Genomic DNA, 26,660 nt, shown 5'->3' on the forward strand with positions numbered 1-26,660 from the left:
CATGCCCGCCATCACCCTGCGCTACTACGCCGCGGCCCGCGCCGCGGCGAACGGCCTCGACGAGGAGGTGATCGAGACCGAGAGCCCCGCCGCCGCGCTCCGCGTCAGCGCACGCCGGCACGGCGAGCCGATGCAGCGCGTGCAGGTCGTCTCCTCGTACCTCCAGGACGGCCGCGCGCTGCGCCCCGAGGCAGCAGCCACCCCCGTCACCGGACCCGTGACGATCGACGTCCTCCCACCCTTCGCCGGCGGATGAACGACAAGACGAGATCCCACGTCAGCGAGACCTACCCACCCCTCGACGCGCACGAGTCGACCCTCGTCCCGTCCGCGCGCCACCGGGCCGGTCTGCACGGGCCCCTGACCGGCGGGTGGCTCCTCACCGCGAGCGTGAGCCAGCTCAGCGCCGTCATCGCCGTCCTGTGGTGCGGCCTGCAGGCCCACCCGGACATGACGCCGCCCGGGACCGTGCTGCTCCTCGCAGCCATGCTCGCAGCCCACTGGCTGGTCTCGATCACCGTGTTCGCGCTCGGACGAGCACGATTCCGGGTCCTCGAACGGCGGTACCTCGCCTGGCTCGACGGGCTCACCACCGAGCAGCGCGCACAGCACTGCCGCCACGCCCAGCGCAGGCTCCTGGAGCACGAGCAGACACCCCGGCACTGGGTCGTGCCCGCCGACTGGTGACGGTGCTGCTGGTCCGGCGAGGACGAGGAGCGGGACCGAGGCCAGGAGAGCTCGGCGACGAGCCGGGCCGTGAGCGGCGCCGCGACCCCGTGGCGATCGACGGCCCGCACGACCGCGCCGCCGATCGCGTCGACCTCCGCGACCAGCGCCTCGAGCTCGCCCCGGTGGACCGTGCGCACCTCACCGATCGTCACGCGGTACCGCGTCGTGAACAGGGCCAGCGGCGCCAGGAAGGACGATCTCCACGAACGGGCTGCCGTGGTCGAGGGCTTCCGTCAGGCCGGTCGCCTTGACCGCGACGAGCAGCACGTCGACCGGCTCGGTGAGGCGCGCCGTCACCCGGACGGCAGGGGACGGCCGGCAGGTGCGCCGGTGGAACGAACAGGACAGGTGCCTCGTTGGTGACTCATGACAGCCCGTGAGCACGGCACCGGCATACCCGGCCGGTGGACGTCCGGGACGAACGAGCGTGCGCACGACGCACAGCAGGGACGACGCGATGCCGGTGCAGCAGACCGAGACCACCCGCCCATGGACGTTCGACGCACGCGCCGGCGCGGCATACGGGCTCATGACGGCTGCCTGGTACACCGTGCCCGACCTCGTCGAACGGCGCGGGACCCGGGCGCTCCTCAAGACGGCCTGCGGGGTCGCCGGCGCTGCGGTGCTGCTCCGGACCGGCGAGGGCCGTCAGGCGATCGACGGCGTCCGCAAGGTCCGCGACGCCCTGCGTGACACCGAGGGCTCCGAGGTCGCCGCAGGCACGACGACGCCCTGGGAGCAGACGTCCGACGAAGACGTCCCGGACAACACGCCGTACACCCTCACGCCGGTCGAGATCACCCCGGGCGGAAAGGTCGCGATCGCCGTCGGAACGGCTGTCGTCCTCGGGGCGACGACCGCGTTCGCCGTCGTCGGGGAGAAGGGCGCGTACCGCTGGGGCGAGCGCATGCGTGCCCGCGGGGTGCGCGCCCCGCACCTGCGCGTGGGACTCGTCCTGGGCGCCGCCGCAGCGGCCCTCGGAGGCCTGGTCCCGGCGTCCACCGAGGACGCCTGAAATCCAGGTGCGCTCGTGGGGCGGTGGCGGCCTGGGGGCGGCCGCGGGTGGCTAAGCGGTGAGAACTCGGGTCACCTGCGCTCATGAGGGGAGCGGAGAAGCGGTGCGCGACGACACCATCGGGCCCGGCTCCCCACGCCCATGCGGGGAGCACCGACCCCAGACCGCCACCACCGAACGGCCAGAGGGATCGCCCCGCTCACGCGGGGAGCGCCGGACTACCCCACCGCCGTCGACAAGGTCCGCCGGATCACCCCCGCTCACGCGGGGAGCACATGTCGGCCTGCAGGTGGTCCGTCTCGGGGTGGGGATCACCCCCGCTCACGCGGGGAGCACAGTTTGACCGTGTTGCAGCGCTTGACACCTACCGGATCACCCCCGCTCACGCGGGGAGCACAGTTTGACTGTGTTGCAGCGCTTGACACCTACCGGATCACCCCCGCTCACGCGGGGAGCACGGGTACGCCCGCGAGGTCGTGGAGGCGTCGCACGGATCACCCCCGTTCACGCGGGGAGCACCAGCCCCCTGAGGTCACGCTGCCGGGGTTGTGGGGATCACCCCCGCTCACGCGGGGAGCACATTCTTCCGGTCGTTATCGGCCTGGTCGGGCTGGGATCACCCCCGCTCACGCGGGGCGCACAAGTTCACGCCCAGTGGGAAGGCAGTCCTGAACGGATCACCCCCGCTCACGCGGGGAGCACCGCTGTTCCTTGCGGATCGCGGTCTTGAGGTCCGGATCACCCCCGCTCACGCGGGGAGCACGAGCTCACCCCGCCGGATGAGACCCGCGTGACGGGATCACCCCCCGCTCACGCGGGGAGCACGGCGATACCGTCAGCGCCGCGGTGCTCGCGTGCGGATCACCCCCGCTCACGCGGGGAGCACTCGCGCTGGGCGGCGATGCGCCCGACCGGCTCGGGATCACCCCCGCTCACGCGGGGAGCACGCCGCGCAGTTCGCGCAGCTGGGCGTCCTGGTCCGGATCACCCCCGCTCACGCGGGGAGCACTCCAGATCTTCTGAGGAGCCCAGAGCATGCGAGGGATCACCCCCGCTCACGCGGGGAGCACTCCGGGTCCAGAACCGCGCCGAGCTCTCCCGCGGGATCACCCCCGCTCACGCGGGGAGCACGAGTACGGGACGGTCGCCGTGCCGACCCGGTTCGGATCACCCCCGCTCACGCGGGGAGCACGGAACAGCATCGGTGGCGGAATCGCTAAGGGGATCACCCCCGCTCACGCGGGGAGCACACAGTCTTCGGCGGCGCAGGTCGCGCCGACGAGGGGATCACCCCCGCTCACGCGGGGAGCACGGTATCTTCCCGACGTTGACCGGGTGGCGCCTGGGATCACCCCCGCTCACGCGGGGAGCACGGCCGCGGCCGTCGAGGAGGTCATGCCCCGTGACGGATCACCCCCGCTCACGCGGGGAGCACATGCGGTTCGCGTCCGACGAGTTCCGCGACTACGGATCACCCCCGCTCACGCGGGGAGCACGTCGGCGAGGAACGACTCGGGCAGGTCGCGGCACGGATCACCCCCGCTCACGCGGGGAGCACGGACACCGGGGCGGTCAGCGCTTCGAGCCGGGCGGATCACCCCCGCTCACGCGGGGAGCACGGACACCGGGGCGGTCAGCGCTTCGAGCCGGGCGGATCACCCCCGCTCACGCGGGGAGCACCCAGGGGTCCAAGGGATTCACGTCCGCGGCGGGGGATCACCCCCGCTCACGCGGGGAGCACGGACAGGGGCTGCGCCAGGTGCCAGACCCGGCGGGATCACCCCCGCTCACGCGGGGAGCACCTTCGACGGCTCGACGGCTGACCCCTACCCGGCGGATCACCCCCGCTCACGCGGGGAGCACACCTCGTCCGCAGCGGCCCATGCCGCGTCGTACGGATCACCCCCGCTCACGCGGGGAGCACAGGAGTGGGAAGGGCGCATTCCTCGTGAAGAGGGGATCACCCCCGCTCACGCGGGGAGCACCCGACTCGTTCCGAACGTGACAAGGTGGCGCCCCGGATCACCCCCGCTCACGCGGGGAACACTCCCGCGCCATCGCCGAGGTGCAGGCCGCCGTCGGGATCACCCCCGCTCACGCGGGGAGCACTTAAGGAGGTTGTAGACCCGGTAACGCTGATGGGGATCACCCCCGCTCACGCGGGGAGCACCCCGCATCCCTGGTCTCGGTCACCCCCGACGAGGGATCACCCCCGCTCACGCGGGGAGCACGCACACGGCGGGCAAGGCACCAAACGCGTGGGTCGGATCACCCCCGCTCACGCGGGGAGCACGACTGGCGCAAAGGCGTACAGCTTGTAGCCGCGGGATCACCCCCGCTCACGCGGGGAGCACGCGGAGCGCTTGTGGTGGCCGTTGCTCTTCCAGGGATCACCCCCGCTCACGCGGGGAGCACGACGCTCCCGCCACTGCTCCCGCCGACGCGCCGGGATCACCCCCGCTCACGCGGGGAGCACATGTAGGACGAGGGGTCCATGGAGACCCGGACGGGATCACCCCCGCTCACGCGGGGAGCACCTCATACAGGCCAACGGCGCGGTCGTGGACTACGGATCACCCCCGCTCACGCGGGGAGCACATGCACGTGGACAACAGTTGGACGAACGTCCAGGGATCACCCCCGCTCACGCGGGGAGCACCTACGCCCTGGTGCCCGAGCCCCAGCGCGAGTGGGGATCACCCCCGCTCACGCGGGGAGCACTGTGAGGTCTCGCGGGCGACGTCGTAGCCGACCGGATCACCCCCGCTCACGCGGGGAGCACGACGGCGTGAGCGACGCCCTTCTGCCCGATGGGGGATCACCCCCGCTCACGCGGGGAGCACGCAGCGCCGGCGGGTTCCGCATCATCCCCTCGGGGATCACCCCCGCTCACGCGGGGAGCACGCCAGGAATCGGAGGCCGGCGCTGTGCACGTTGGGATCACCCCCGCTCACGCGGGGAGCACTCGCCGAGCGTGCGGGCGTCGTCGCCGGTGGTCGGATCACCCCCGCTCACGCGGGGAGCACGTCGGCACCGAAGACGTCGTCGGCAGTGAGGGCGGGATCACCCCCGCTCACGCGGGGAGCACATCGTCGAGACCTCGCGCGGCCTCGAGGCGACGGGATCACCCCCGCTCACGCGGGGAGCACTCGGAGGCCGAGCGTCCGTCGGCGATCCACGTCGGATCACCCCCGCTCACGCGGGGAGCACGACGACGTCCCGGCATGGCTCTACAGCACGAGCTGGATCACCCCCGCTCACGCGGGGAGCACCCCGCGCTCAGGCGCAGCTGCTCCGGGACGACCGGATCACCCCCGCTCACGCGGGGAGCACGTCGAGCTCATCATCGGCACCGCCGGCGACGACGGATCACCCCCGCTCACGCGGGGAGCACGTGTCGGTCTCGTCCGCGGCGTCGAAGCCGCGCGGATCACCCCCGCTCACGCGGGGAGCACCCGCTCGTGGTGTCGATCCACAGCGTGGAGACCGGATCACCCCCGCTCACGCGGGGAGCACTTGTGGTCGATGAACACCTGCTTGACGCCGGACGGATCACCCCCGCTCACGCGGGGAGCACGAGTAGGAGTCGATGCCGAGCGACATGGCTTCCGGATCACCCCCGCTCACGCGGGGAGCACAGGCCCGAGAGCGCGCCGGCGGCCTGCGAGCCTGGATCACCCCCGCTCACGCGGGGAGTACGCGAGGGGAGAGACCTGCGCGCCGGCCGGGAGCGGATCACCCCCGCTCACGCGGGGAGCACGCGTGCCCGAACGGTCCCGGCCACGACGAGCGGGGATCACCCCCGCTCACGCGGGGAGCACGTCGGCACGAGCAGGTTAGACCCGAGGTAGGGGGGATCACCCCCGCTCACGCGGGGAGCACTGGCTCAACCTCACGGTTGCTGACGGTTTCCCGGGATCACCCCCGCTCACGCGGGGAGCACCACCAGAACGCGCCGGGCTGCGAATCCGGCCGAGGATCACCCCCGCTCACGCGGGGAGCACGTCGTGGCCACGGTCGCCGCGCTGTGCTCGGCCGGATCACCCCCGCTCACGCGGGGAGCACCGCCCCTACGGCAACTCCCTTGAAATCAAGCCAGGATCACCCCCGCTCACGCGGGGAGCACCCCAACCCACACCAGGCCCCCCGTGACAGCCGGGGATCACCCCCGCTCACGCGGGGAGCACATCCGGGTGCTGCGTCGCGCTCGTGACCGGGTGGGATCACCCCCGCTCACGCGGGGAGCACACGTACCAGGCCCGCACGGGCCACCGGTCCTCCGGATCACCCCCGCTCACGCGGGGAGCACCGATGGTCAGATGCGGGTGCCGGCGGGGATCTCGGATCACCCCCGCTCACGCGGGGAGCACGTGTTCGCACGGCGTCGAGGGGGCAGGGACAGCGGATCACCCCCGCTCACGCGGGGAGCACACGCCCCGGCAGGCAGGGGGAGCAGCCGGGGCGGGATCACCCCCGCTCACGCGGGGAGCACGCAGGCGGTGGCCTTGGTGTCGCGGTGGCCACCGGGATCACCCCCGCTCACGCGGGGAGCACCGCGTTCGGTCTGCGCCCGTCCACGACCCGTCGGGATCACCCCCGCTCACGCGGGGAGCACGAGGTCGTCGCCACCGGGACGTGCGTCCTGAAGGGATCACCCCCGCTCACGCGGGGAGCACTCTGTCGACCTCGGGAGTCGAGTCCCGGGCGACGGATCACCCCCGCTCACGCGGGGAGCACCCCGGCCCCGACGAGCGCCCCGCGCTCACCCACGGATCACCCCCGCTCACGCGGGGAGCACTGTGGCCGAACAGTCGAATTCCTCGGTCTGAGGGGATCACCCCCGCTCACGCGGGGAGCACCTGCTCGGTGCTGGGTGTGTACTCAGCCACGGGGGATCACCCCCGCTCACGCGGGGAGCACCAGGACCTGGCTCTCGCCGCTACGCGCTGGGTCGGATCACCCCCGCTCACGCGGGGAGCACGCCTTGCCGGTGTCCTTGGCCTGGGTCTTGACGGGATCACCCCCGCTCACGCGGGGAGCACGCGCTCGAGGCATCCGAGGCCGACCCGTGGGAGGGATCACCCCCGCTCACGCGGGGAGCACTTCGAGGAGCCGTTGGACTTTCGGGTCTTGACCGGATCACCCCCGCTCACGCGGGGAGCACGAGTGCTTGTAATGCGCGGGCGACTTCAGCATGGGATCACCCCCGCTCACGCGGGGAGCACGTACTCGTAGTCGATCTCCTCGACCAGGTGCAGGGATCACCCCCGCTCACGCGGGGAGCACTCTTCTTGACCTGCGACTTTACCGCCGTTGTCAGCGTATTGCCTTCACTTCTCCGGCGGCGACCATGCACGGGCCTCCGCTCACATTTCCTGAACTGACGAACGAGGCGCCCTCGTTGATGTATGGCACATGCGTCGCGGGTCTCCCGCTCGGCGGCAGTCCCGCACGAGCATCGTCGTCCAGGTCTTCAAAGGGAGAAGAGCGCCTTGAGCCGGGGGAGTCGGCGGCGGTTCTCGTCCTCGTCGTCGAAGTCCCCGCTCTCACCAGCCGATAGTGTCGAGGCGCCGACCGGCGTCGGGCTGCTGTCGCTGTCCGGTTCCGCGGCTGATGGGCCTCCCGCGCCTCGTGGTAGTCCTGGTCGTGGAGCCCCGTGAACTGGGTCCAGGCGTCGCCCACGAGCGAGTCGAGCGACTTGTACCCGAACCAACCCTCGTCGCCCGTCATGTTCACCACCACGGGAACCGCCCTCGATCAGGTAGCTGGCGCCCCCGCTGGCCACGCGTAGGCCGCCGCGCTCACCTCGTCGGCCACAGCCGCGAACGCGAGGATCTCGTCTGGCGACAACCGTTCGACGAGCACGGCGGTCACCGTGTCAGGGAGGGGGCATCCTGCGCGCTGCGGTCGTCCGCCCCTGCTCCAGAGAGGGCCCCGGCGTCGTCGATGAACTGCCAGAAGGTGTTCGTGGTCCATGTCCGCGAACGTAGGGATCGTCACTGACCTGGGTTGGGCGCTGCGGCCGGGGGGAGGTCAGAGCGCGCCGCTCGCGGCCGTCTCGACGACGCCGCCCGCGCCGTCGAACGTCAGCAGACGGTCGGCGACCTTGTCGATGAAGTAGCGGTCGTGGCTCACGACCACCACGGCACCCGGGAAGTGCGCGAGCGCGCGCTCCATGACCTGCGCGCTCGTGAGGTCGAGGTGGTTCGTCGGCTCGTCGAGCACGATCACCGAGGCGCCCGACAGCAGGCACTGCGCGATCGCGACGCGGGCACGCTGCCCGCCCGACAACGTCCCGATCTTCTGCTTGAGCTCCATCTCGGAGAACTGCAGCATCGTCAAGAAGCGGTTGACGTTCTTCTTGGTCGCCGAGTACGCGAGGGTCCCAGGGGCAGCGCTGACCGCGTGCGCGACCGTGTCGTCCAGGTCGAGGTCGGCCACGACCTGGTTGTACGAGACGAACGTCGAGTTCTTCTTCCAGGTGATCTGCCCGGCGTCGGGCGGCGTGACCTCCGTGAGCACGTCGAGGAGCGTCGACTTGCCCGACCCGTTCGCGCCGACGACGGCCACGCGGTCACCCCGGTGCAGAGAGAACGTGAGGTCGCTGAACAGCGGGACGCCGCCGAAGCCCTTGGTGAGCCCCTCGACCTCGACCAGTCGATCGCTGACGTGCAGGTCCGCGTAGATCGTCGTGATGATCTGGTCGACCGGTCGCGGCGCCTGACGCTTCTTGATGTCGGCGAGCTTGCGCTTGAGCCCGCGGCTCTTGTCCTTCGCGGCCTGCTTGCGGGCGTCGCTGGCCTCGACCTCGTACGCGAGCAGCTCCTCCTCGTGCGCGAACTGGCGCTCGATCGTCTTGAGGCGCGACTGCTTGGCGTGCACGTAGTCGGAGTACCCGCCCTCGTACTCGTGCAGGCGGCGGTTCTCGATCTCCACGATCCGGTTGACCGCGCCGTCGAGGAACTGACGGTCGTGCGAGACCACGAGCACCGCGCCCGGGTAGGACTGGAGCCAGTTCTCGACCCAGCGCACGCCGTCGAGGTCGAGGAAGTTCGTGGGCTCGTCGAGCAGCAGCACGTCGGGGCGCTGCACCAGGATCCGTGCGAGCGCCGCACGGTTGCGCCAGCCGCCCGAGAGCTGGTCGACCGGGAGGGTGCGGCGAGCGGCGTCGAACCCGAGGCGTGTGAGGACCGTGTCGATCGTGTTCTCGTACGACCACCCGTCGAGCGCGTCCATGCGCTCGAACAGGTCGGCCTGCTCGGTGAGAAGCCTGGTCATCTCGTCATCGCCGTCGACAGCACCGCCGTCGTCCATGAGGTCCGGCTCGGCGAGGCGCTCGCCGATCGCGTCGAGGCGCGCCTGCGTCGAGTGGACGTCGGCGAACAGCTCGCTGAGCTCCTCGGCCGCGCTGCGGTGCCCCGCGAGCTCGGAGAACTGCGAGAAGTACCCGATGCTCACGCCGAGGTTGACGTCGACGGTCCCGGCCGTGGGCTCCTTGCGCCCCAGGACGAGCTCGAGGAACGTCGTCTTGCCCGTGCCGTTGCGGCCCACGAGCCCGACGCGCTCGCCCTCGCGGAGCTTGAGGAAGACGTCGCGCAGCACGACCTTGTCGTCGAACTGCATGCTCACGGCGTTCAGGCGGATCAGGCTCACAGGGGTCCTCTCGGGCTCCATGCCGGACGTCGGCACGACGGGAGAACACTACGCGGAGCACCCGTCCGGACCGTCGCCGACCGCCGTTCGACGACCGTTCGTCGCACGTCGCCTACCGCTCGTCGCACACCTCGACCGTCCGTCGACGTGACCTGGATCACGGCCCGTCGCCGTCCCTAGCCTTTCCCGGTCGGACGCAACGACGCGACCTTGGGAGAGAGCACTGATGACGACAGACATCCGATCGACGGCGGAGACCGCCTCGGACGACGGGCTCTCGCCCGATCCGACGCTCCCGCCCACCGCGGTCCCGGAGGCCGCCCTCGCACCACGCTGGACCTGGCAGAAGATCGCGCTCTGGACGGGCATCGCGCTGCTCGGCGGCGTCGCATGGGTCATGCTCGCGCTGGTGCGCGGCGAGACCGTCAACGCGATCTGGTTCGTGTTCGCCGCGGTCTGCAGCTACCTCATCGGGTACCGCTTCTACTCCAAGGTCATCGAGCGGTACATCACGCGCCCCGACGACCGCCGCGCGACCCCCGCCGAGGTGCGCTCGGACGGCAAGGACTACGTCCCGACCGACCGCCGCGTGCTGTTCGGGCACCACTTCGCCGCGATCGCCGGCGCCGGCCCGCTCGTCGGACCGGTCCTGGCCGCGCAGATGGGCTACCTGCCCGGCACGGTCTGGATCATCGTCGGCGTCATCTTCGCGGGCGCCGTGCAGGACTACGTCGTCCTGTTCTTCTCGATGCGTCGCGGCGGCCGCACGATCGGCCAGATGGCCCGCCAGGAGCTCGGCCGCATCGGCGGCACGGCCGCGATCGTCGCGTCCCTGCTCATCATGCTGATCATCGTCGCGATCCTCGCGCTCGTCGTCGTGAACTCCCTGGGCGAGAGCCCCTGGGGCGTCTTCAGCGTCGCGATGACCGTCCCGATCGCCGTCTTCATGGGCGTGTACCTGCGCTACCTGCGCCCCGGGCGCATCACCGAGGTCTCGATCATCGGCTTCGTGCTGCTCATGGCCGCGATCGTCGGGGGCGGCTGGGTCGCGAACACCCCGTGGGGCGCAGACCTGTTCCACCTCGACCGCACGACCATCGCGATCGGCATCATCATCTACGGCTTCGTCGCGGCCGTCCTGCCCGTGTGGCTGCTCCTGGCCCCGCGCGACTACCTGTCGACGTTCATGAAGGTCGGCGTGATCGTGATGCTCGCCGGCGCGATCGTGATCGTGCGCCCCGAGATCTCGGTGCCCGCGGTCAGCGAGTTCGCGAGCGGCGAGACCGGGCCAGTGTTCTCCGGCTCGCTCTTCCCGTTCCTGTTCGTCACGATCGCGTGCGGCGCGCTGTCCGGCTTCCACGCCCTCATCGCGTCGGGCACCACACCCAAGCTGCTCGAGAAGGAGCGCCAGACGCGTTTCATCGGGTACGGCGGCATGCTCATGGAGTCGTTCGTCGCGATCATGGCGCTCGTCGCCGCGATCTCGCTCGACCGCGGCATCTACTTCGCGATGAACGCCTCGGCCGCCGCGACCGGCGGGACCATCGAGGGGGCGGTCGCGTTCGTCAACTCGCTCGGCCTGGCCGGCGTGAACCTCACGCCCGACATGCTGTCCTCGACCGCAGCGGCTGTCGGCGAGGAGTCGATCGTCTCGCGCACCGGCGGGGCGCCCACCCTCGCGCTGGGCCTCGCGCACATCATGCAGCAGCTCTTCGGCGGCGCTGCGATGATGGGCTTCTGGTACCACTTCGCGATCATGTTCGAGGCGCTGTTCATCCTCACGGCCGTCGACGCCGGGACCCGCGTCGCGCGCTTCATGCTCCAGGACTCGCTCGGCAACGTCGCGCCCAAGTTCCGGGACGTCACCTGGCGGCCCGGGGTGTGGTTCTGCACCCTGGTCATGGTCGCCGGGTGGGGGAGCATCCTCTATCTCGGCGTCACCGACCCCCTCGGCGGGATCAACACGTTCTTCCCGCTGTTCGGCATCGCCAACCAGCTCCTCGCGGCCATCGCGCTCGCGGTCGTGCTCGCGATCGTCGCCAAGCGTGGACGCTCCTTCTTCCGCTGGCTGTGGATCGTGGCGCTGCCGCTGGCCTTCACGGCGGTCGTGACCATCACGGCGTCGTTCGAGAAGATCTTCTCGCCCGTCCCCGCCGTCGGCTACTGGGCCAACCACAACGCGTTCAAGGCTGCTCTGGCCGCTGGGGAGACCTCGTTCGGTACCGCGACGTCGGTCGAGGCCATGGAGGCGGTCGTGCGCAACACGTTCGTCCAGGGCACGCTGTCGATCAGCTTCGTGGTCCTCGCGATCGTCGTGATGGTCGCGGCCCTCGTGACGACCGTGAAGGCGTTGCGTGCGGGGGGCGGCGAGAACCACGAGGACGAGCCCGTCGCCTCGCGCCGGTTCGCCCCGGCCGGGCTCCTGACGACCGCAGCCGAGAAGGAGATCGAGGCCGAGTGGGCCCAGCTCCCGCCCGAGAAGCAGCCTGTGTCCTCGGGCGCGGGGCACTGACGTGGGGCCCGTGCGCGACGCGCTCGCCCGTGCGGCGAGGGGTGCGGCCTGGTACGTCCGCCAGCTCATGGGCGACGACGCCTACCGGGTGTACGTGGAGCACCGCCGCGGCGCGCACGGGCCCGACGTCCCCGTCCTGACCGAGCGCCAGTTCTGGCGCCAGCGCATGGACGAGCAGGACCGCAACCCGGGCGCCCGCTGCTGCTGACCCGCCCAGGGGGACGCCCCCGCCCGCCGAGGGTGACGCCCCCGCCCGCCGAGGGTGACGCCCCGGCGGGTCGACGGTGACACCGTCGGCGCCCGGCGGTGACACCGTCGGCGGCATCCCGTCACCCTCGGCACGCCGGGACGTCACCCTCGGCGGTCTGGTTCGTCACCCTCGGCGTCGTCTCTGCGGAATAGGATCGCGACATGTCCGGACCCGTGTTCACCGGGGCCGTCGTCGGCCTGGTCGTCGGCGTCCTGCTCACCGCCGCGCTGGTCCTCGCGTGGCGGCTGGCACGCGGCACCCGCGAGCTCGGCAGCGACTCCGAGCGGGCGACGTTCAGCACGCTCCACCTCGCCTCGCGCGCCGCCAAGCACCTGCGGGACGGCCTCGAGGGCGACGACGTCGGGCGCGCGGCCCGCCACCTGCGCACCCTGCTCGGCTGCGAGGCGCTCGCGGTCGTGACCACCGACGGCGTCGTCGCTCTCGACGGCCCGGCCGCCCTCCGGGCCGAGGCGCAGCGCGTCGGCGCCCGGACGATCGAGACCGGGAGGCGACAGGTCTACGCGGGCGCCGAGCCGTCGTCGGGCACCCCGGAGGCCGTGGGGGCACCCGTGCTCGCGGGCGGTGTCGTGGCCGGGGCCGTCGTCGCGTTCGCGACGCGGGTGCGCCCGCCGCTCGTGCGGGCCACGGGTGAGGTCGCGCAGTGGTGCTCGGCGCAGCTCGAGCTGGGCGAGCTCGAGGCCTCGCGCACCGCGCTCGCGCAGGCCGAGCTGCGCGCCCTGCGCGCCCAGATCAGCCCGCACTTCATCTACAACTCGCTCGGCGCGATCGCGTCCTTCATCAGCACCGACCCCGAGCGGGCGCGCGACCTCGTGCTCGACTTCGCGGACTTCACGCGCTACTCCTTCCGGGGCCGTGGCGACTTCACGACGCTCGCCGACGAGCTGGGCAGCATCCACTCGTACGTCGAGCTCGAACGCGCGCGGTTCGGCGACCGGCTGACCGTGACGCTCCAGATCGCGCCCGAGTCCCTGTCGACCGTCATCCCGTTCCTCAGCGTCCAGCCGCTCGTCGAGAACGCCGTCCGGCACGGCCTCGAGCCGCGCGAGCGAGGCGGGCGGATCGTCATCAGCGCGCGCGACGAGGGCACCCAGACCGAGATCACGGTCGAGGACGACGGCGTCGGCATGTCTCCCGAGACGCTGCGGACCCTGCTCGCGACGGGGTCGCGCGCGACGAACGTCGGGCTGCGCAACGTCGACACGCGCGTGCGCCAGCTCTACGGCGACCAGCACGCGCTCGAGATCGAGACGAACGTGGGCGCGGGTACCCTCGTGCGGATGCGCGTCCCGAAGTCCCAGCCCCAGCACGAGACCGAGGTGAGCAGGCCGTGACCGAGCACGTCCCCCGCATCGCACCGCCCGTCGGTCCCGCCGACGGGGCCGCGAAGGTCGTCGCCCCTCGTCCCGGTGTCGACGTCCTCGTGGCCGACGACGAGCGCCCGGCCCTCGACGAGCTGACCGCGCTCCTGCGCCGCGACCCGCACGTGCGCTCGGTCCACGGTGTCGCGTCGGGCGCCGAGGCCCTGCGCTGGCTGTCCGAGCACCCCGTCCACGTCGCGTTCCTCGACATCCACATGCCGGGGCTCACGGGGCTCGACCTCGCCCGCGCGCTGTCACGGTTCTCGGTCCGGCCCGCGGTGGTGTTCGTGACGGCCGACGAGGCCCGGGCCACCGAGGCGTTCGACGTCGAGGCCGTCGACTACGTGCTCAAGCCCGTGCGGCGCGAGCGGCTGGCCCGTGCGGTCGAGCGGGCCGTCGCGGTCCAGGCGGCCGCGTCCCGCGCGGCGGAGGGCGCGCCGTCCCGTGACATGGCCGGCACAGGAGGCGCTGTCGGTCACGACGCGGCGGGGTCCGGCCCGACGACGCAGGTCCCTCCGGCCGACGAGACCATCGCCGTCACGGTCGGCACGACGACGCGCGTCGTGCTGCGCTCGGCCGTGCGGTGGGTCCAGGCGCAGGGCGACTACTCACGCCTGGTCACGGACACCGACGGCTACCTGGTGCGCGAGCCCATCTCCGACCTCGAGGAACGCTGGGCCGCCGCGGGCTTCCTGCGCGTGCACCGCTCGTACCTCGTCGACCGGGCAGCCGTGACCGCGGCCCGCCTCGGCGGTGCGCACCCGGTCGTGGTCGTCGCCGGGCGCGAGGTCCCGGTGAGCCGGCGCATGGTCCCGGCCGTGCGCGACGCGCTCCTGGGCCGTCCCGGAGGGCGTTCGTGACCTCGCAGGAGCCGCCGCCGCGGGTCGTCGTCCGCTCGACCGACGTCCCGTCGCCCGCCCCGGCCGCCGCACGGGGCGCCGCGCCGGACGCGGGGGAGGAGGCGCCGTCGGGCGTGGTGCGTGAGGGACCCGGGGACGCGCCCGGGCCCGACGGCGGGAGCGAACCCGCGGCCGTCTACGCCCGCAGCCTCGCGCGGACCCAGCTGCGGCTCGCGCTCGCGTGCGTCGTGTCGTTCCTGGCCGTGGTCACGCTCCTCACGGTCACGATGAGCGCGGTGCCGACGCTGGGCGACGTGCACGTGCTCGGCGTGCCGCTGCCGTGGCTCCTGCACGCGTACGGCTTCTACCCCGTCATCGGGGCGTTCGCGCTCGTGTTCGCCCTGGCCGCCGCCCGCAACGAACGGCGTTTCCGCGCGCTGGTGGAGGACGAGTGACCTCGGCCCTGCCGCTCGTCGCGGTCGGCCTGCTGCTGCTCGCGACCGGGCTCATCGGCTTCTACGGGCTGCGGATCTCGCGGACCACGAGCGACTTCTTCGTCGCGTCCCGGACGGTGCAGCCCGTGTGGAACGCGTCGGCGATCAGCGGCGAGTACCTGTCGGCCGGGACGTTCCTGGGGCTGTCCGGGCTCGTGCTGCTCTCGGGGGCCGAGGCGTTCTGGTTCCCCGTCGGGTACGCCGCGGGCTACCTGCTCGTGCTGCTGTTCGTCGCCGGGCCCCTGCGACGCAGCGGGGCCTACACGATCCCCGACTTCGTCCAGGCACGGCTCGACTCGCTCGCCGCCCGGCGCGTCACGAGCGTCCTGGTGCTCGTCATCGGCTGGTTGTACGTCGTGCCACAGCTCCACGGCGCCGCGCTCGTCATGACGACCGTGGCCCCCGTGCCGCCGTGGGTCGGGTCGGTCGGGGTGGCCGCGGTCGTGAGCGCCGTGGTCGCCGCGGGCGGCATGCGCTCGGTGACGTTCGTCCAGGCGTTCCAGTTCTGGGTCAATCTCACGGCGCTCGCGGTGCCCGTGGTCTTCCTGCTGATCGTGCTCGGCGGGCAGGACCTGACGCTCGACCCGGCGCAGGTCTTCCCGCCCGAGGCCGGGCCGCGCTCGTACGACACCTACACGACGGCCTCGCTGCTGCTCGCGCTGCTGCTCGGCACGATCGGCCTGCCGCACGTCCTCGTGCGCTTCTACACGAGTCCCGACGGCGTCTCGGCCCGGTGGACGACCGTGGTCGTGATCGGCATGATCAGCGTCTTCTACATGGTCTCGAGCACCATGGGACTGATCGCCCGTGTGGTCGCCCCCGACCTCGCCGAGCCCGGCGTCGCGGACACGGTGGCGCTCGTGCTGCCGTCGCGGCTCGTGCCCGGCGTGGGCGGCGAGCTGCTGTCGGCGCTCGTGATCGCCGGGGCGTTCGCGGCGTTCCTCGGGACGTCCTCGGGGCTCGTGGTCTCGCTCGCGGGCGTCGTGAGCCAGGACCTGTTCGGCGGCACGGTCCGCTCGTTCCGCTGGTCCGCGGTCGCGTGCACGGTCGTGCCCCTCGCGTTCGCGCTCGTGACCATCCCGCAGGGGCTCGTGACGAGCGTCGGGACCGTGTTCGTGTTCGCCGCCTCGGCGCTGTCCCCGACGATCCTGCTGGGCGTGTGGTGGCGGCGCCTCACCGCGCGCGGGGCGGTCGCGGGCATGGTCGTCGGCAGCGCGCTGTGCGCCGCGGCGCTGCTCGTGACCTCGGTGCTCGGACCCGGCGACGGGCTCGCGCGCAGCCTCCTGGCCCAGCCCGCGGCCTGGACGATCCCGCTCGCGACCGCCACGACCGTCGTGGTGTCCCTGCGCGACCGGCGCGGGCCGCACCCCCGCACGGACCGTTTCCTGCGGCGGTTGCACGTGCCGGAGCGCGCTCCCGAGCGCTGAGTGCGTGATTGCGCTGGGACACGCCCGGCGAGTCGCTGCCGAACCCCGCACTCGGTGAACTGCCCCGGAAATCCCCGCGACGCCCGGTCGGTCGGTGGGTATCGTCGGAGCCGGTGGACGTGAGGCGTGACGACCCTCGGCCCGGACCTCGCGCCGGGCGCACGGTCCCCGCGCGTCCGGCGGACCGACGAGAGGCCGGGACCTCCCGGCGAAGGAGTGGTGGCACCGCGACCTAGCCCCCGCCCGCTCCTCCAGGGCCTTCGCCTGCTGGAGGAACCATGAGACCACCGACCCCGCCCACCGCCTCGACCTCGCCCCGGACCCTCGCGGCCGACCTGCCTGACCTCCCACCCGGCACGCCTGTCGCGCTCCGCGGCTGGGTGCACCGGCGTCGCGCCCTCGCGACCGTCACCTTCCTCGTGCTGCGCGACCGGTCGGGCCTGGCCCAGGTCGTCGTGCGTGCGGGCGACGGGCAGGTCGTGCCGCCCGAGGAGACCGTGGTCGAGGTCACGGGGGTCGTGACCTCGAACCCCCAGGCTCCCGGCGGGGTCGAGGTGACCTCGCCGACCGTCGTGCTCCTCACCGACCCGGCCGTGACCCCGCCCGTCGAGCTGTGGCGCCCGTCGCTCGGCGTGGGGCTGGCCACGATGCTCGACCACGCCGCGGTCGCCTGGCGGCACCCGGCCCAGCGCGCACGCTGGGAGGTGGCGGCCGCGTCCCTGCGCGGGTTCCGTGCGGCCCTCGACGCGCAGGGTTTCACCGAGGTGCAGTCGCCCAAGATCGTCGGGTCGGCGACCGAGTCAGGGGCCGACGTGTTCACGCTCGACTACTTCGGCCGGCCTGCCTTCCTGGCGCAGAGCCCGCAGTTCTTCAAGCAGCAGCTCGTCGGGGTCTTCGAGCGCGTGTACGAGGTGGGACCGGTGTTCCGGGCCGAGCCGCACGACACCGTGCGTCACCTCGCCGAGTACGTCTCGCTCGACGTCGAGCTCGGCTTCGTCCGCGACCACCGCGACGTGCTGACCGTCCTGCGCGACGTCCTGGCCGGCATGGTCGCCGCGGTCCACGAGCACGCCGGGTCCGCGGTCGCGGCGCACGGCTTCGCGGTGCCGCTCGTGCCCGACGAGATCCCCGTGATCCACTTCGCCGAGGCACTGGCCCTCGTCGGGGCTCCAGCGGACGAGCCCGACCTGGCCCCCGAGCACGAGCGAGCGCTGGGCCGGTGGGCGCTCGCCGAGCACGGCAGCGACCTCCTCGCGGTCGAGGGCTACCCGATGGCGAAGCGTCCCTTCTACACGCACCCGCAGCCGGGCGACGCTCGGTGGAGCAACAGCTTCGACCTGCTCTTCCGTGGCGTCGAGCTCGTCACGGGCGGTCAGCGCCTGCACCGGTACGCGGACTACCTCGCGGCGATCACGGCCCGTGGTGAGGACCCGGCCGCGTACGCGACGTACCTGGAGGCGTTCGAGCACGGGATGCCGCCGCACGGCGGGTTCGCGATCGGCCTCGAACGGTGGACCGCGCGCCTGACGGGCGCAGCGAACGTCCGTGAGGTCGCGCTCTTCCCGCGCGACCTGCACCGCCTCGCGCCCTAGCACCGGGGTGCCTGGCCGCCCGGCACGGGGGACAACCCCACCCCGCCAGGGGGACGTCCCGGATGGTCCGGTTCGTCCCCCGCTCGCTACGTTCGAGACTCACGCCACGACGGGGGTTTCGAGTGAGGACGACCACGACCAGGCGGACCGCCGGGGCATCCACCAAGGATGCCCCGGGGGGCTCGCCGTATTCCCTGCAGGTCGCAGGGGTCACCAAGACGTACACGGCGGGCAAGCGGTCGGTGCACGCCCTGCGGGGCGTGTCCCTGGCGCTGCCGAGGGGGAGCTTCACGGCCGTGATGGGCCCCTCGGGCTCGGGCAAGAGCACGTTGCTGCACTGTGCCGCGGGCCTCGACCGGCCGACGGGCGGCTCGGTCCACCTGGGCGGCGTCGACCTGTCCGCGCTGACCGAGGACGAGCTCACGGCCCTGCGCCGGGGGCGTATCGGGTTCGTGTTCCAGGCATACAACCTCATGGGGTCGTTGACGGTCGCGGAGAACGTCGCGCTGCCGCTGCGTCTCGCGGGCGAGCGGGCGGACCCCGCCTGGCTGCGCGAGATCGCGGCCTGGGTCGGGATCGAGGACCGTCTCGACCACCGACCGAGCGAGCTCTCAGGTGGTCAGCAGCAGCGCGTGGCGATCGCGCGGGCGCTCGTGGCACGCCCCGACGTGGTCGTCGCGGACGAGCCGACCGGAGCCCTCGACACGCGCACGAGCAAGCACGTGCTCGACCTGCTGCGCTTCCTGGTCGACACGCTCGGCCAGAGCGTCTTCATGGTCACGCACGACCCGGTCGCGGCCTCGTTCGCGGACCGCGTCGTGTTCCTGGCCGACGGGCAGGTCGCGGGCGAGCTCGTCCGCCCGACCCCCGAGCAGGTCGCCGACCGCATGACCCGTCTCGGGGAGTGGTGAGAGTGCTGGGCCTCGCGCTGAGCACGCTACGCGCGCGCCGCAAGAGCTTCGTCGGTCCGTTCGTCGCACTGTTCCTGAGCGCGATGCTCGTCGCGGCGTGCGGGCTGCTCATGGAGTCGGGCATCCGTCAGGGCATCGGCCCCGAGCGCTACGCGGGCGCCGACCTGGTCGTGACCGCGAGGCAGTCGCTCGCGGTCGACGTGGACGACGACGAGCCCTTCGGTGGCCGCGTCCGCCTGCCTGTGTCGGTGGTCGACGAGCTGGCCGCGATCCCCGGGGTCGAGCATGCGGTGGGCGACGTCGAGGTGCGGCTGGGCGCCGTCGGGCCGTCGGGCGACCTGGTCGGGGCGATCGACGGGCGCCCGCCGGTGGGTCACGGGTGGTCCTCGGCGACGCTCGGGCCGTTCGTCCTCGTGCAGGGCGACGGCCCGACGGCGCCTGGCCAGGTCGTGCTCGACGGCGCACTGGCCGCGCGGCTCGCCGTGGAGGTGGGCGACGACGTCACCCTGGTCGTGGGGTCGACGCCGGGGGAGTACCGGGTGACCGGGACCGTGTCCCCGCCCGCGGGGGCCGGGGCCCTGCGGCAGGGCGTGGCGTTCTTCACCGACGAGCAGGTCGCGGACCTCGCAGCGGGGAGCACGAGCGGCCGGCCCGGCGTGGCAGACGCCCGAGGCGAGATCGACGCCGTCGGGATCCTGGCCACGGACGGGACGGACGTCCGGGCCCTCGCTGCGGACGTGCGCGAGCGGACCGGCCTGACCGTGCGCACGGGCGACGCCCGCGGCTCGGTCGAGTTCGCCGACGCCTCGGGCTCGGCGACCACGCTGCTCGCGATCGCCGGCAGCTTCGGCGGGATCATGCTCATGGTCGTCGTGCTCGTCGTCGCGAGCGCCCTGGGGCTCGTGGTGCAGCAGCGGCGCCGCGAGCTCGCGCTGCTCCGCGCGGTCGGGGCGACCCCGCGCCAGGTCCGCCGGATGATCTCTGCCGAGATGCTCGTGCTGTCCACGGCCGCCGCGGTCCCGGGGGCGCTCCTGGGTATTCCCGCGGTGGGCGTGCTGCACGGCTTGTTCGTCCGGGCGGGGGTCGTCTCGGCGGACTACCCGGTCGCTGTGGGGCCGCTGCCGGTCGTGGTCGCCGTGGCGCTCACGGTGGGCGTCGCGTGGCTCGCCGGGAGGACGTCGGCCCGGCGGGCGATCACGGTGAAGCCCGTCGAGGCGCTGGGCGAGGCGGCGGTGGAGACCCCGCGGCTGGGCGTCACGCGCACGGTGATCGGCGTGGTGCTGGTCGTCGGCGGGGTGCTCCTGTCGATGCTGCCCGCGTTCGTCGCGGGCGAGGACGCGCTCGCGGGGGCTGCCCTCTCCGGCGTGGTCCTCGTGATCGCCGTCGCGCTCCTGGGCCCGCGGATCGTGCACGCGCTCGTGCTGCTGGTCGAGCCGTTCCTGCGGCGCAGCCCGCACGCGAGCACCTACCTCGCGGGCCGCAACACCCGAGCGAGCTCGCGGCGACTCGCGGGGGCGGTCGTGCCGCTCGTGCTCGCGATCACCCTGACGGTCGTGCAGGTCTCGCTCGGGGCCGCGCAGGTGGCCGAGACCGAGCGTCAGGTGGCCGACGGGTTGCGCGCGGACCTCGTGCTCGCGAGCAGCGGTACGGGTCTCTCGCCCGACCTCGCGGGGCAGGTCGCGGGCGTCCCGGGCGTCACCTCGGTGACCCCGATCGTGCGGAGCCAGGCCCTCGTGCGCTTCGCCGAGCCGGACGGCACGCTCACGGCCGAGGCCCTGAGCGTCCAGGGCGTCGACCCGGCGGACCTCGGTGCCGCGATCGACCTGGACGTGCGCGAGGGTTCGACCGACGACCTGCACGGCGAGTCGGTCGCCCTCAGCGTCACGGGAGCGAGCAAGGCGCGGGCCGGGCTCGGGGACACGGTCGAGCTCCATCTCGCGGACGGTACGCGGGTCGACGCCGCCGTCGTCGCGATCTACGGACGCGGCTTGGGCTTCGGTGACGCCCTGCTCCCGCGTGACGTGGTCCTTCCCGCGTCGGCGGACGGGGTGGACGGCTCGCTGCTCGTGGTCGCCGGGAAGGGGGCCGACGTCGTGGCGCTCGCGGAGGACCTCGACCGGACGATCGCGCCGTACCCGGGCGTCGTGCTCGCCGACCGGGCCTCCCTGGTCGCCGCGGAGAAGGCGGCGCTCGAGGCGAACACGTGGACCTCGATGATCCTGCTCGTGGTGCTGTTCGGGTACGTCGCGCTGAACGTGGCGAACGCCCTGGTCATGTCGACGGTCGACCGGCGGCGCGAGATCGCGCTGCTGCGCCTGGTCGGGACGCGGGACCGTCAGGTCCTGCGGATGATGCGGGTCGAGGCGGGCGTGGTGGTCGGCATCGCCGTGCTGGTCGCGACGGTGATCCTGCTGCCACCGCTGGCCGGCGTGAGCCTCGGGCTGAGCGAGGGACGGCGGGCGGTGCCGGCACTCTCCCCGGTCGCGTACCTCGCGACGGTCGCGGGCGCGGGCGCCGTCGGGTACCTCGCGATGCTGCTGCCGACCCGTGCCGCGCTGCGGACCCGACCGGTCGAGAGCATCGGGCTGCGGGAGTGACGTGGGTGCGTGGTGCGGCCGCGACACACCCGGCGCGTCGCCGCCGCACCACGCACCGGGGGCACCCCGCCCTCGCGCCGGGCCGCCGACGGGGTGACCATGGACGTATGTCCACCGTCGGACCGGTCGTCGTCGGCTATGACGGGTCGCCCTCCGCGACCTCGGCCGTGCGCTGGGGTGCGCGCGAGGCCCGACGGCGTGGCGCCCGCCTGGAGGTCGTCTTCGCCCGCGACGCGCACGACAGCCATCTGGACCCCTCGCTTCCCGGTGGTGGTGAGAACGCGCAGGCCGGAGCACGAGCGCTCGCCGAGCGTGGCCGGGTGCAGGCTCTCGAGGTCGAGCCCGACGTCGAGGTCGAGGCGACCGTGGAGCACACGACCCCGGCGGCGACCCTCGTCGGCACGTCGCTCGACGCGTCGATCGTGGTCGTCGGGTCGGGGGACCACGGGCGGGTGCGCGGGGAGCTCGGCGGGTCGGTGGCGCTCGCGGTCGCCGCGCACGCGCACTGCCCGGTCGTCGTGGTCCACGGGGACGTCGAGGCGCTGCGGGACGTGAACCTGCCCGTGGTCGTGGGGGTCGACGGCTCGACGCACGCGGCCGGGGCGCTCAGCCATGCGGCCGAGGTCGCTGTCTCGCGCGGTGCGTCGCTGCGGGTCGTGGTCGCGTGGTGGACGCGCGCGTCGGCGCACCTCGAGAGCTACATGGCCGCGGAGTTCCCGCGCGAGCGTGCCGAGAACGGGGCCGAGCGACTGCTCGCGGGTGCGCTCGCACAGGTGCACGAGGAGTTCCCGGACCTGGAGGTGGAGGGCTCGACCGTGGAGGCGCAGCCGGCTCCTGCGCTGGTCAGGGCTTCGGAGGGGGCCGAGCGGCTGGTCGTCGGGTCGCGTGGGCGGGGCGGGTTCGCGGCGCTCGTCCTGGGGTCGGTGAGCCACTCGCTCGTGCGCGAGGCGCACTGTCCTGTGACGATCGTGCGCTGAGCCTCTTCCTGGTTCTCGGCGTGATCCCGACCACATCTTGGGTCCTGCTGCGGTTCCGGGGCTTTCACCCGGTAGGAATGTTTGGTTAGGCTCACCTCTGTGAGCCACACCTTATCCGGCGACGACGACGCTCCCACCGCCCAGGACTCCTCCCGCCCGGCCCTCGCCGGGACCGGGCTGAGCCTCGGGTACGACGGGACCGCCGTCGTGCACGACGCCTCCTTGCGCCTGCTCCCCGGACAGGTCACCGCGCTCATCGGGCCCAACGGGAGCGGCAAGTCGACGCTCCTGCGCTCGCTCGCCCGGCTCCACAAGCCCGTCCAGGGGACCGTGAGCCTGCCGGACGTCCCCGACGCGCTCGCGCTGCACCCCAAGGACTTCGCACGCCGCGTCACGCTGCTCTCGCAGAGCCGGCCCACGCCGGGCGGCGTGAGCGTGCGCGACGTCGTCGGGTACGGGCGCCACCCGCACCGGGCGCGCTTCCGCTCCACGGACCCCGACGGCGCCCGCGCCGTCGCCTGGGCCATGGACGTCACCGGTGTCGCGGCGATGGCGGGCCGTGGCGTCGACGAGCTGTCCGGCGGCGAGCTCCAGCGAGTGTGGCTCGCGACCTGCCTCGCGCAGGACACGGGCGTGCTGCTGCTCGACGAGCCCACGACCTACCTGGACCTGCGCTACCAGGTCGAGATCCTCGACCTGATGCGCGACCTCGCCGACGACCACGGCGTGGCCGTGGGCGTCGTGCTGCACGACCTCAACCAGGCGGCCGCGGTCGCGGACCACGTGGTCCTGCTCCAGCGCGGCGTCGTCGGTGCCGCGGGCGAGGCCGCCGACGTCCTGACCGCCGACGCGCTCAGCGAGACCTACGGCATCCGCATCGAGGTCACGCACGACCCGCTGACGGGCACGGTGCAGACCGCGCCCGTCGGGCGGCACACGACCCGCAGGCTCGTCGCCGTCCCCTGACGACCCGAGCCTCCCCACCGTGCTGCCGCGCACCCCCGCGCGGCGGCCCACCGAGCCCCGCCCACCCGGCGCGGGCAGCACCCTCAAGGACACAGGACCCCCATGCGAAAGACCCTCCGGACCGGCCTGCCCGCCGTCCTGCTCGTGACAGCGCTCACCCTCACCGCGTGCGGCACCACGGAGGAGGCCGACGCCGGCGGTGCGTCGAAGGCTCCCGCCGCCGACGCGGGCCCCGTCACCTTCACCGACGAGCGCGGCGAGCAGACCCTCGACGCCCCGGCGACCGAGGTCGTCTCGCTCGAGTGGGGCCTGACCGAGAACCTGCTGGCGCTCGGCGTGGACGTCGTGGGCCAGGCCGACGTCGAGGGCTACAACACGTGGGACACCTCGGTCGCGCTAGACGCGTCGACGCCCGACGTCGGGATGCGCGGCGAGCCCAGCCTCGACGCCATCTCCGCGCTCGAGCCCCAGCTCATCGCCGTCACCACGGACACGCCCGACAACGTGATCGACCAGCTCGAGGACATCGCGCCCGTCGTGACACTGCGCGGCTCCGACGGCACCGACCCGATCGCCTACATGCGTCAGACCGTCGAGACCCTCGCGACGGCCACGGGTACCGAGGACAAGGGCGCCGAGCTGCTCGAGGGCTTCGACGCCAAGGTCGCCGAGGGCAAGAAGGCCCTCGAGGGGGCCGGCGTCGCGGGCGCCTCGTTCGTCATGGCCGACGGCTGGGTCAACAACGGCACCGTCTCGGTGCGCATGTACACGCCCGGCTCGTTCTTCGGCGCGATCGGCGCCGAGCTGGGCCTGGCGAACGCGTGGACCGGCGAGGGCGACCCCGACTACGGGCTCGCGCAGACCGACGTCGAGGGCCTGACCGCGCTGAGCGACGTCCAGTTCGTCTACGCCGCGAGCGACTCCGAGGCCGACCCGTTCGCCGAGGGCCTGGCAGGCAACGCGATCTGGGAGCAGCTCCCGTTCGTCGCGGCCGGTGACGTGCACCGCATCCCCGACGGCATCTGGATGTTCGGCGGGCCCGCGTCCGCGAACGCCTACGTCGACGCGCTCGTCGCGGCCCTGACCCAGTGAGCACGAGCGCCCCGGGGGGACTCTCGACGGCCCGGCACGAGGTCCCGGACGACGCCTCCGGACTCCTCGCCCCGCCGGTCGTGGCGGTCCCCCCGGGGCGCTCGCGCCTCCGGTTCCGTCTGACGGTCGCCTCGGCGTTCGTCGTCGGGATCCTCGCCGTCCTGGTGCTGGCCGCGGTCCACCTCACGCAGGGGACGGCCGACGTCGGGCTCGGCGACCTGCTGCGCCTCGCGACCGGCGGCGACGCCGACGCCGACCGGACCGCCGCGGCAGTCCTGGTCGCCTCTCGCGTGCCGCGCCTGCTCGCGGGCCTCCTCGTGGGGGTCTCGCTCGGCGCTGCGGGCGCCGCGCTGCAGTCCGTGGCGCGCAACCCGCTCGCCTCGCCCGACACGCTCGCGGTCAACGCGGGCGCCTACGTCGCGGTCGTGGGCGCGGCCGTGATCGGCGTGACCCTGCCGTTCTACCTCTCCGGGACGCTCGCGCTCGTCGGTGGGCTCGCGGCCTCGGGCCTCGTGCTCGTCCTGGCCCGCGGCGGCGCAGCCGGGCCGACCCGGCTCATCCTCGCAGGCTCGGCCATCACGCTCGCGCTGCACTCCCTGACGACCGTGCTGCTCGTGCTGTTCCAGCAGGAGACCATGGGGCTGTTCGCGTGGGGGAGCGGCTCGATCGTCCAGTCCGGCACGTCCCAGGTCGCACTCGCGGCCCCGCTCGTGGTCGTGGGCCTCGGTGGCCTGATCCTCGTCGCCCACCGCCTTGACCTCCTGGCGCTGGGCGACGACACCGCCACGGTCCTCGGGGTCGACGTGCGCGCGACGCGCGTCGTGACCATCCTGCTCGCGGTGCTGCTCTCGGCCACGGCCGTCACGGTCGCGGGCCCGGTCGGCTTCGTCGGCCTGTGCGCCCCCGTGGTCGTGCGCCTCGTGGCCCGCAAGGTCCCCGGGCTCAACCGGCACCGCGTGCTCATCCCGCTCGCGGGGATCGCGGGCGTGATCGTGGTGCTCGGCGCCGACGTCCTGCTGCGCCTCGTCCTGCCCGGCACGTACGGCGTGGCCGTCCCGACGGGCGTCGTCACGACCGTGTTCGGCGCCGTGGTGCTCGTGTGGCTCGCGCGCCGGCTCAAGGACTCCGGTCCCGCCGCCGGGACCCGCGCCGCGCACGTCCGGCCGCGCGGCTCCCGCCGTGCCCTGGTCGTGGTGACCGTCCTCGTCGCGCTCCTGGTCGCGGTCACGGTCGCCGCGCTCCTGCTGGGCGACCGGTTGCTGCTCACGGGCGACGTCCTCAACTGGGCCGCCGACCGGGCGGGCAAGCAGGTGAGCTTCGTGCTCGACCAGCGCGTCCCGCGCGTGCTCGCCGCGATCCTCGCGGGGGCCGCGCTGGGCCTGGCCGGGACGGTCGTGCAGGCCGTGTGCCGCAACCCGTTGGCCGAGCCCGGCCTGCTCGGTGTGACGGCGGGCGCGGGGCTGGGGGCCGTCGGGGTCGTGCTGCTGGTTCCTGGCGTCGGCATCATGGGCATGTCCCTCGCCGCCGTCGTCGGTGCGCTCGGCACGTTCGCGGTCGTGTACCGCCTCGCGTACCGGGGCGGTCTGAGCTCGGACCGGCTCGTGCTCATCGGCATCGGCATGAGCACGGGCGCCACGGCCCTGACGACGCTCGTGATCGTGGTCGTCGCTCCGTGGAACTTCAACGTCGCGCTCACCTGGCTGTCGGGGTCCACGTACGGGCGGACGTTCGACCACCTGGTCCCTGTCGTCCTGGCGCTGCTCGTGGTCGTGCCCGTCGCGGTGCTCCACCGGCGCGAGATGGACGTCCTGGCGCTCGACGAGGACACTCCGCGCGTCCTGGGCCTGCGCCTGGACCGCACGCGCCTGCTGCTCCTGGGGGCCAGCGCGTGCCTGACGGCCGCGGCGGTGTGCGCGGTCGGGGTCGTGGGCTTCGTGGGACTCGTCGCCCCGCACGCGGCCCGCGCCCTCGTCGGTTCGCGCAACGGCCGGGTGATCCCTGTCGCGATGCTGCTCGGTGCCGTCCTCGTGAGCGTCGCCGACACCGTGGGGCGGACGGTCATCGCGCCCGCCCAGATCCCCGCTGGCCTGACGACCGCGCTCATCGGTGCCCCCTACTTCGTGTGGCTCCTGTGGCGCAGCCGCGGCAGCGAGGCGTGATCCGTCGAAGTGATCCCGACCACACGTTCGGCTTCAGGGGTTCACCCGACCCCGATGTTTGGTTAGGC

General features: G+C 73.1%; 18 protein-coding genes and 1 CRISPR repeat array. Of the genes, 16 read left to right on the forward strand and 2 right to left on the reverse strand.

Going from position 1 to position 26,660, the window contains the following annotated elements:
- Nucleotide 1: 1 nt before the first annotated feature.
- Complete coding sequence (locus IE95_RS0114070; protein ID WP_030152256.1) at nt 2-256, forward strand: hypothetical protein; 255 nt, start codon at nt 2-4, stop codon at nt 254-256.
- On the forward strand, nt 253-687 hold the full coding sequence (locus IE95_RS0114075) for a hypothetical protein (RefSeq protein ID WP_030152257.1): 435 nt from the start codon (nt 253-255) through the stop codon (nt 685-687). The genes IE95_RS0114070 and IE95_RS0114075 overlap by 4 nt, the downstream gene beginning before the upstream one ends.
- A 180-nt stretch (nt 688-867) precedes the next feature.
- Here the strand turns inward: IE95_RS0114075 and IE95_RS20480 are convergent, their stop codons facing one another.
- Entirely contained in the window at nt 868-1,026 is a 159-nt protein-coding gene (locus IE95_RS20480) for a hypothetical protein (protein ID WP_157283430.1), read from the reverse strand.
- 130 nt (nt 1,027-1,156) lie between these two features.
- Between IE95_RS20480 and IE95_RS0114085 the strand changes: the two genes are divergently transcribed.
- On the forward strand, nt 1,157-1,744 hold the full coding sequence (locus IE95_RS0114085) for a hypothetical protein (RefSeq protein ID WP_030152258.1): 588 nt from the start codon (nt 1,157-1,159) through the stop codon (nt 1,742-1,744).
- A gap of 247 nt (nt 1,745-1,991) precedes the next feature.
- Nucleotides 1,992-7,030: direct repeats of the CRISPR family, unit length 28 nt; unit sequence GGATCACCCCCGCTCACGCGGGGAGCAC.
- 747 nt (nt 7,031-7,777) lie between these two features.
- Here the strand turns inward: IE95_RS0114085 and IE95_RS0114095 are convergent.
- Nucleotides 7,778-9,397 (reverse strand): ABC-F family ATP-binding cassette domain-containing protein, encoded by a 1,620-nt coding sequence (locus tag IE95_RS0114095; RefSeq protein ID WP_030152259.1) that lies wholly within the window; start codon nt 9,395-9,397, stop codon nt 7,778-7,780.
- Between the two features lie 226 nt (nt 9,398-9,623).
- Here IE95_RS0114095 and IE95_RS0114105 point away from each other — a divergent pair, with 226 nt between their 5' ends.
- From IE95_RS0114105 to IE95_RS0114165, 13 genes are all read left to right on the forward strand, one after another.
- Nucleotides 9,624-11,909 carry a carbon starvation CstA family protein gene (locus IE95_RS0114105; RefSeq protein ID WP_030152261.1) on the forward strand — a complete coding sequence of 762 codons (2,286 nt, stop codon included), beginning with the start codon at nt 9,624-9,626 and terminating at the stop codon, nt 11,907-11,909.
- A 10-nt stretch (nt 11,910-11,919) separates the two neighbouring features.
- Complete coding sequence (locus IE95_RS0114110; RefSeq protein WP_420819389.1) at nt 11,920-12,117, forward strand: YbdD/YjiX family protein; 198 nt, start codon at nt 11,920-11,922, stop codon at nt 12,115-12,117.
- Nucleotides 12,118-12,320: 203 nt separating this feature from the next.
- Nucleotides 12,321-13,511, forward strand: coding sequence for a sensor histidine kinase (locus IE95_RS0114115; protein WP_030152263.1), 1,191 nt, complete (start codon nt 12,321-12,323; stop codon nt 13,509-13,511).
- Nucleotides 13,512-13,528: 17 nt separating this feature from the next.
- Nucleotides 13,529-14,398: a LytR/AlgR family response regulator transcription factor gene (locus IE95_RS0114120; protein ID WP_051703153.1), complete on the forward strand. Its 870-nt coding sequence runs from the start codon at nt 13,529-13,531 to the stop codon at nt 14,396-14,398.
- Nucleotides 14,395-14,832: a hypothetical protein gene (locus IE95_RS19720; RefSeq protein WP_051703131.1), complete on the forward strand. Its 438-nt coding sequence runs from the start codon at nt 14,395-14,397 to the stop codon at nt 14,830-14,832. Before IE95_RS0114120 ends, IE95_RS19720 begins: the two co-directional genes overlap by 4 nt.
- On the forward strand, nt 14,829-16,298 hold the full coding sequence (locus IE95_RS0114130; RefSeq protein ID WP_030152266.1) for a sodium/solute symporter: 1,470 nt from the start codon (nt 14,829-14,831) through the stop codon (nt 16,296-16,298). Before IE95_RS19720 ends, IE95_RS0114130 begins: the two co-directional genes overlap by 4 nt.
- Nucleotides 16,299-16,576: 278 nt before the next feature.
- Nucleotides 16,577-17,890 carry an aspartate--tRNA(Asn) ligase gene (gene aspS, locus IE95_RS0114135; protein WP_051703132.1) on the forward strand — a complete coding sequence of 438 codons (1,314 nt, stop codon included), beginning with the start codon at nt 16,577-16,579 and terminating at the stop codon, nt 17,888-17,890.
- 122 nt (nt 17,891-18,012) lie between these two features.
- The gene (locus tag IE95_RS0114140; protein ID WP_338068456.1) at nt 18,013-18,801 is read left to right on the forward strand and encodes an ABC transporter ATP-binding protein; all 789 of its coding nucleotides are present in this window, start codon (nt 18,013-18,015) and stop codon (nt 18,799-18,801) included.
- Complete coding sequence (locus tag IE95_RS0114145; RefSeq protein ID WP_129429589.1) at nt 18,798-21,398, forward strand: FtsX-like permease family protein; 2,601 nt, start codon at nt 18,798-18,800, stop codon at nt 21,396-21,398. Before IE95_RS0114140 ends, IE95_RS0114145 begins: the two co-directional genes overlap by 4 nt.
- A 107-nt stretch (nt 21,399-21,505) precedes the next feature.
- Nucleotides 21,506-22,375, forward strand: coding sequence for a universal stress protein (locus IE95_RS0114150; RefSeq protein ID WP_030152269.1), 870 nt, complete (start codon nt 21,506-21,508; stop codon nt 22,373-22,375).
- A 99-nt stretch (nt 22,376-22,474) separates the two neighbouring features.
- Nucleotides 22,475-23,341 (forward strand): ABC transporter ATP-binding protein, encoded by an 867-nt coding sequence (locus IE95_RS0114155; protein WP_084690287.1) that lies wholly within the window; start codon nt 22,475-22,477, stop codon nt 23,339-23,341.
- Nucleotides 23,342-23,443: 102 nt separating this feature from the next.
- On the forward strand, nt 23,444-24,433 hold the full coding sequence (locus tag IE95_RS0114160; RefSeq protein ID WP_030152271.1) for an ABC transporter substrate-binding protein: 990 nt from the start codon (nt 23,444-23,446) through the stop codon (nt 24,431-24,433).
- The gene (locus tag IE95_RS0114165; protein ID WP_084690288.1) at nt 24,430-26,592 is read left to right on the forward strand and encodes an iron ABC transporter permease; all 2,163 of its coding nucleotides are present in this window, start codon (nt 24,430-24,432) and stop codon (nt 26,590-26,592) included. Before IE95_RS0114160 ends, IE95_RS0114165 begins: the two co-directional genes overlap by 4 nt.
- Nucleotides 26,593-26,660 lie beyond the last annotated feature (68 nt).

Origin of the sequence: Oerskovia turbata (assembly GCF_000718325.1) — a bacterium.
In the GTDB taxonomy this organism is placed as follows: domain Bacteria; phylum Actinomycetota; class Actinomycetes; order Actinomycetales; family Cellulomonadaceae; genus Oerskovia; species Oerskovia turbata.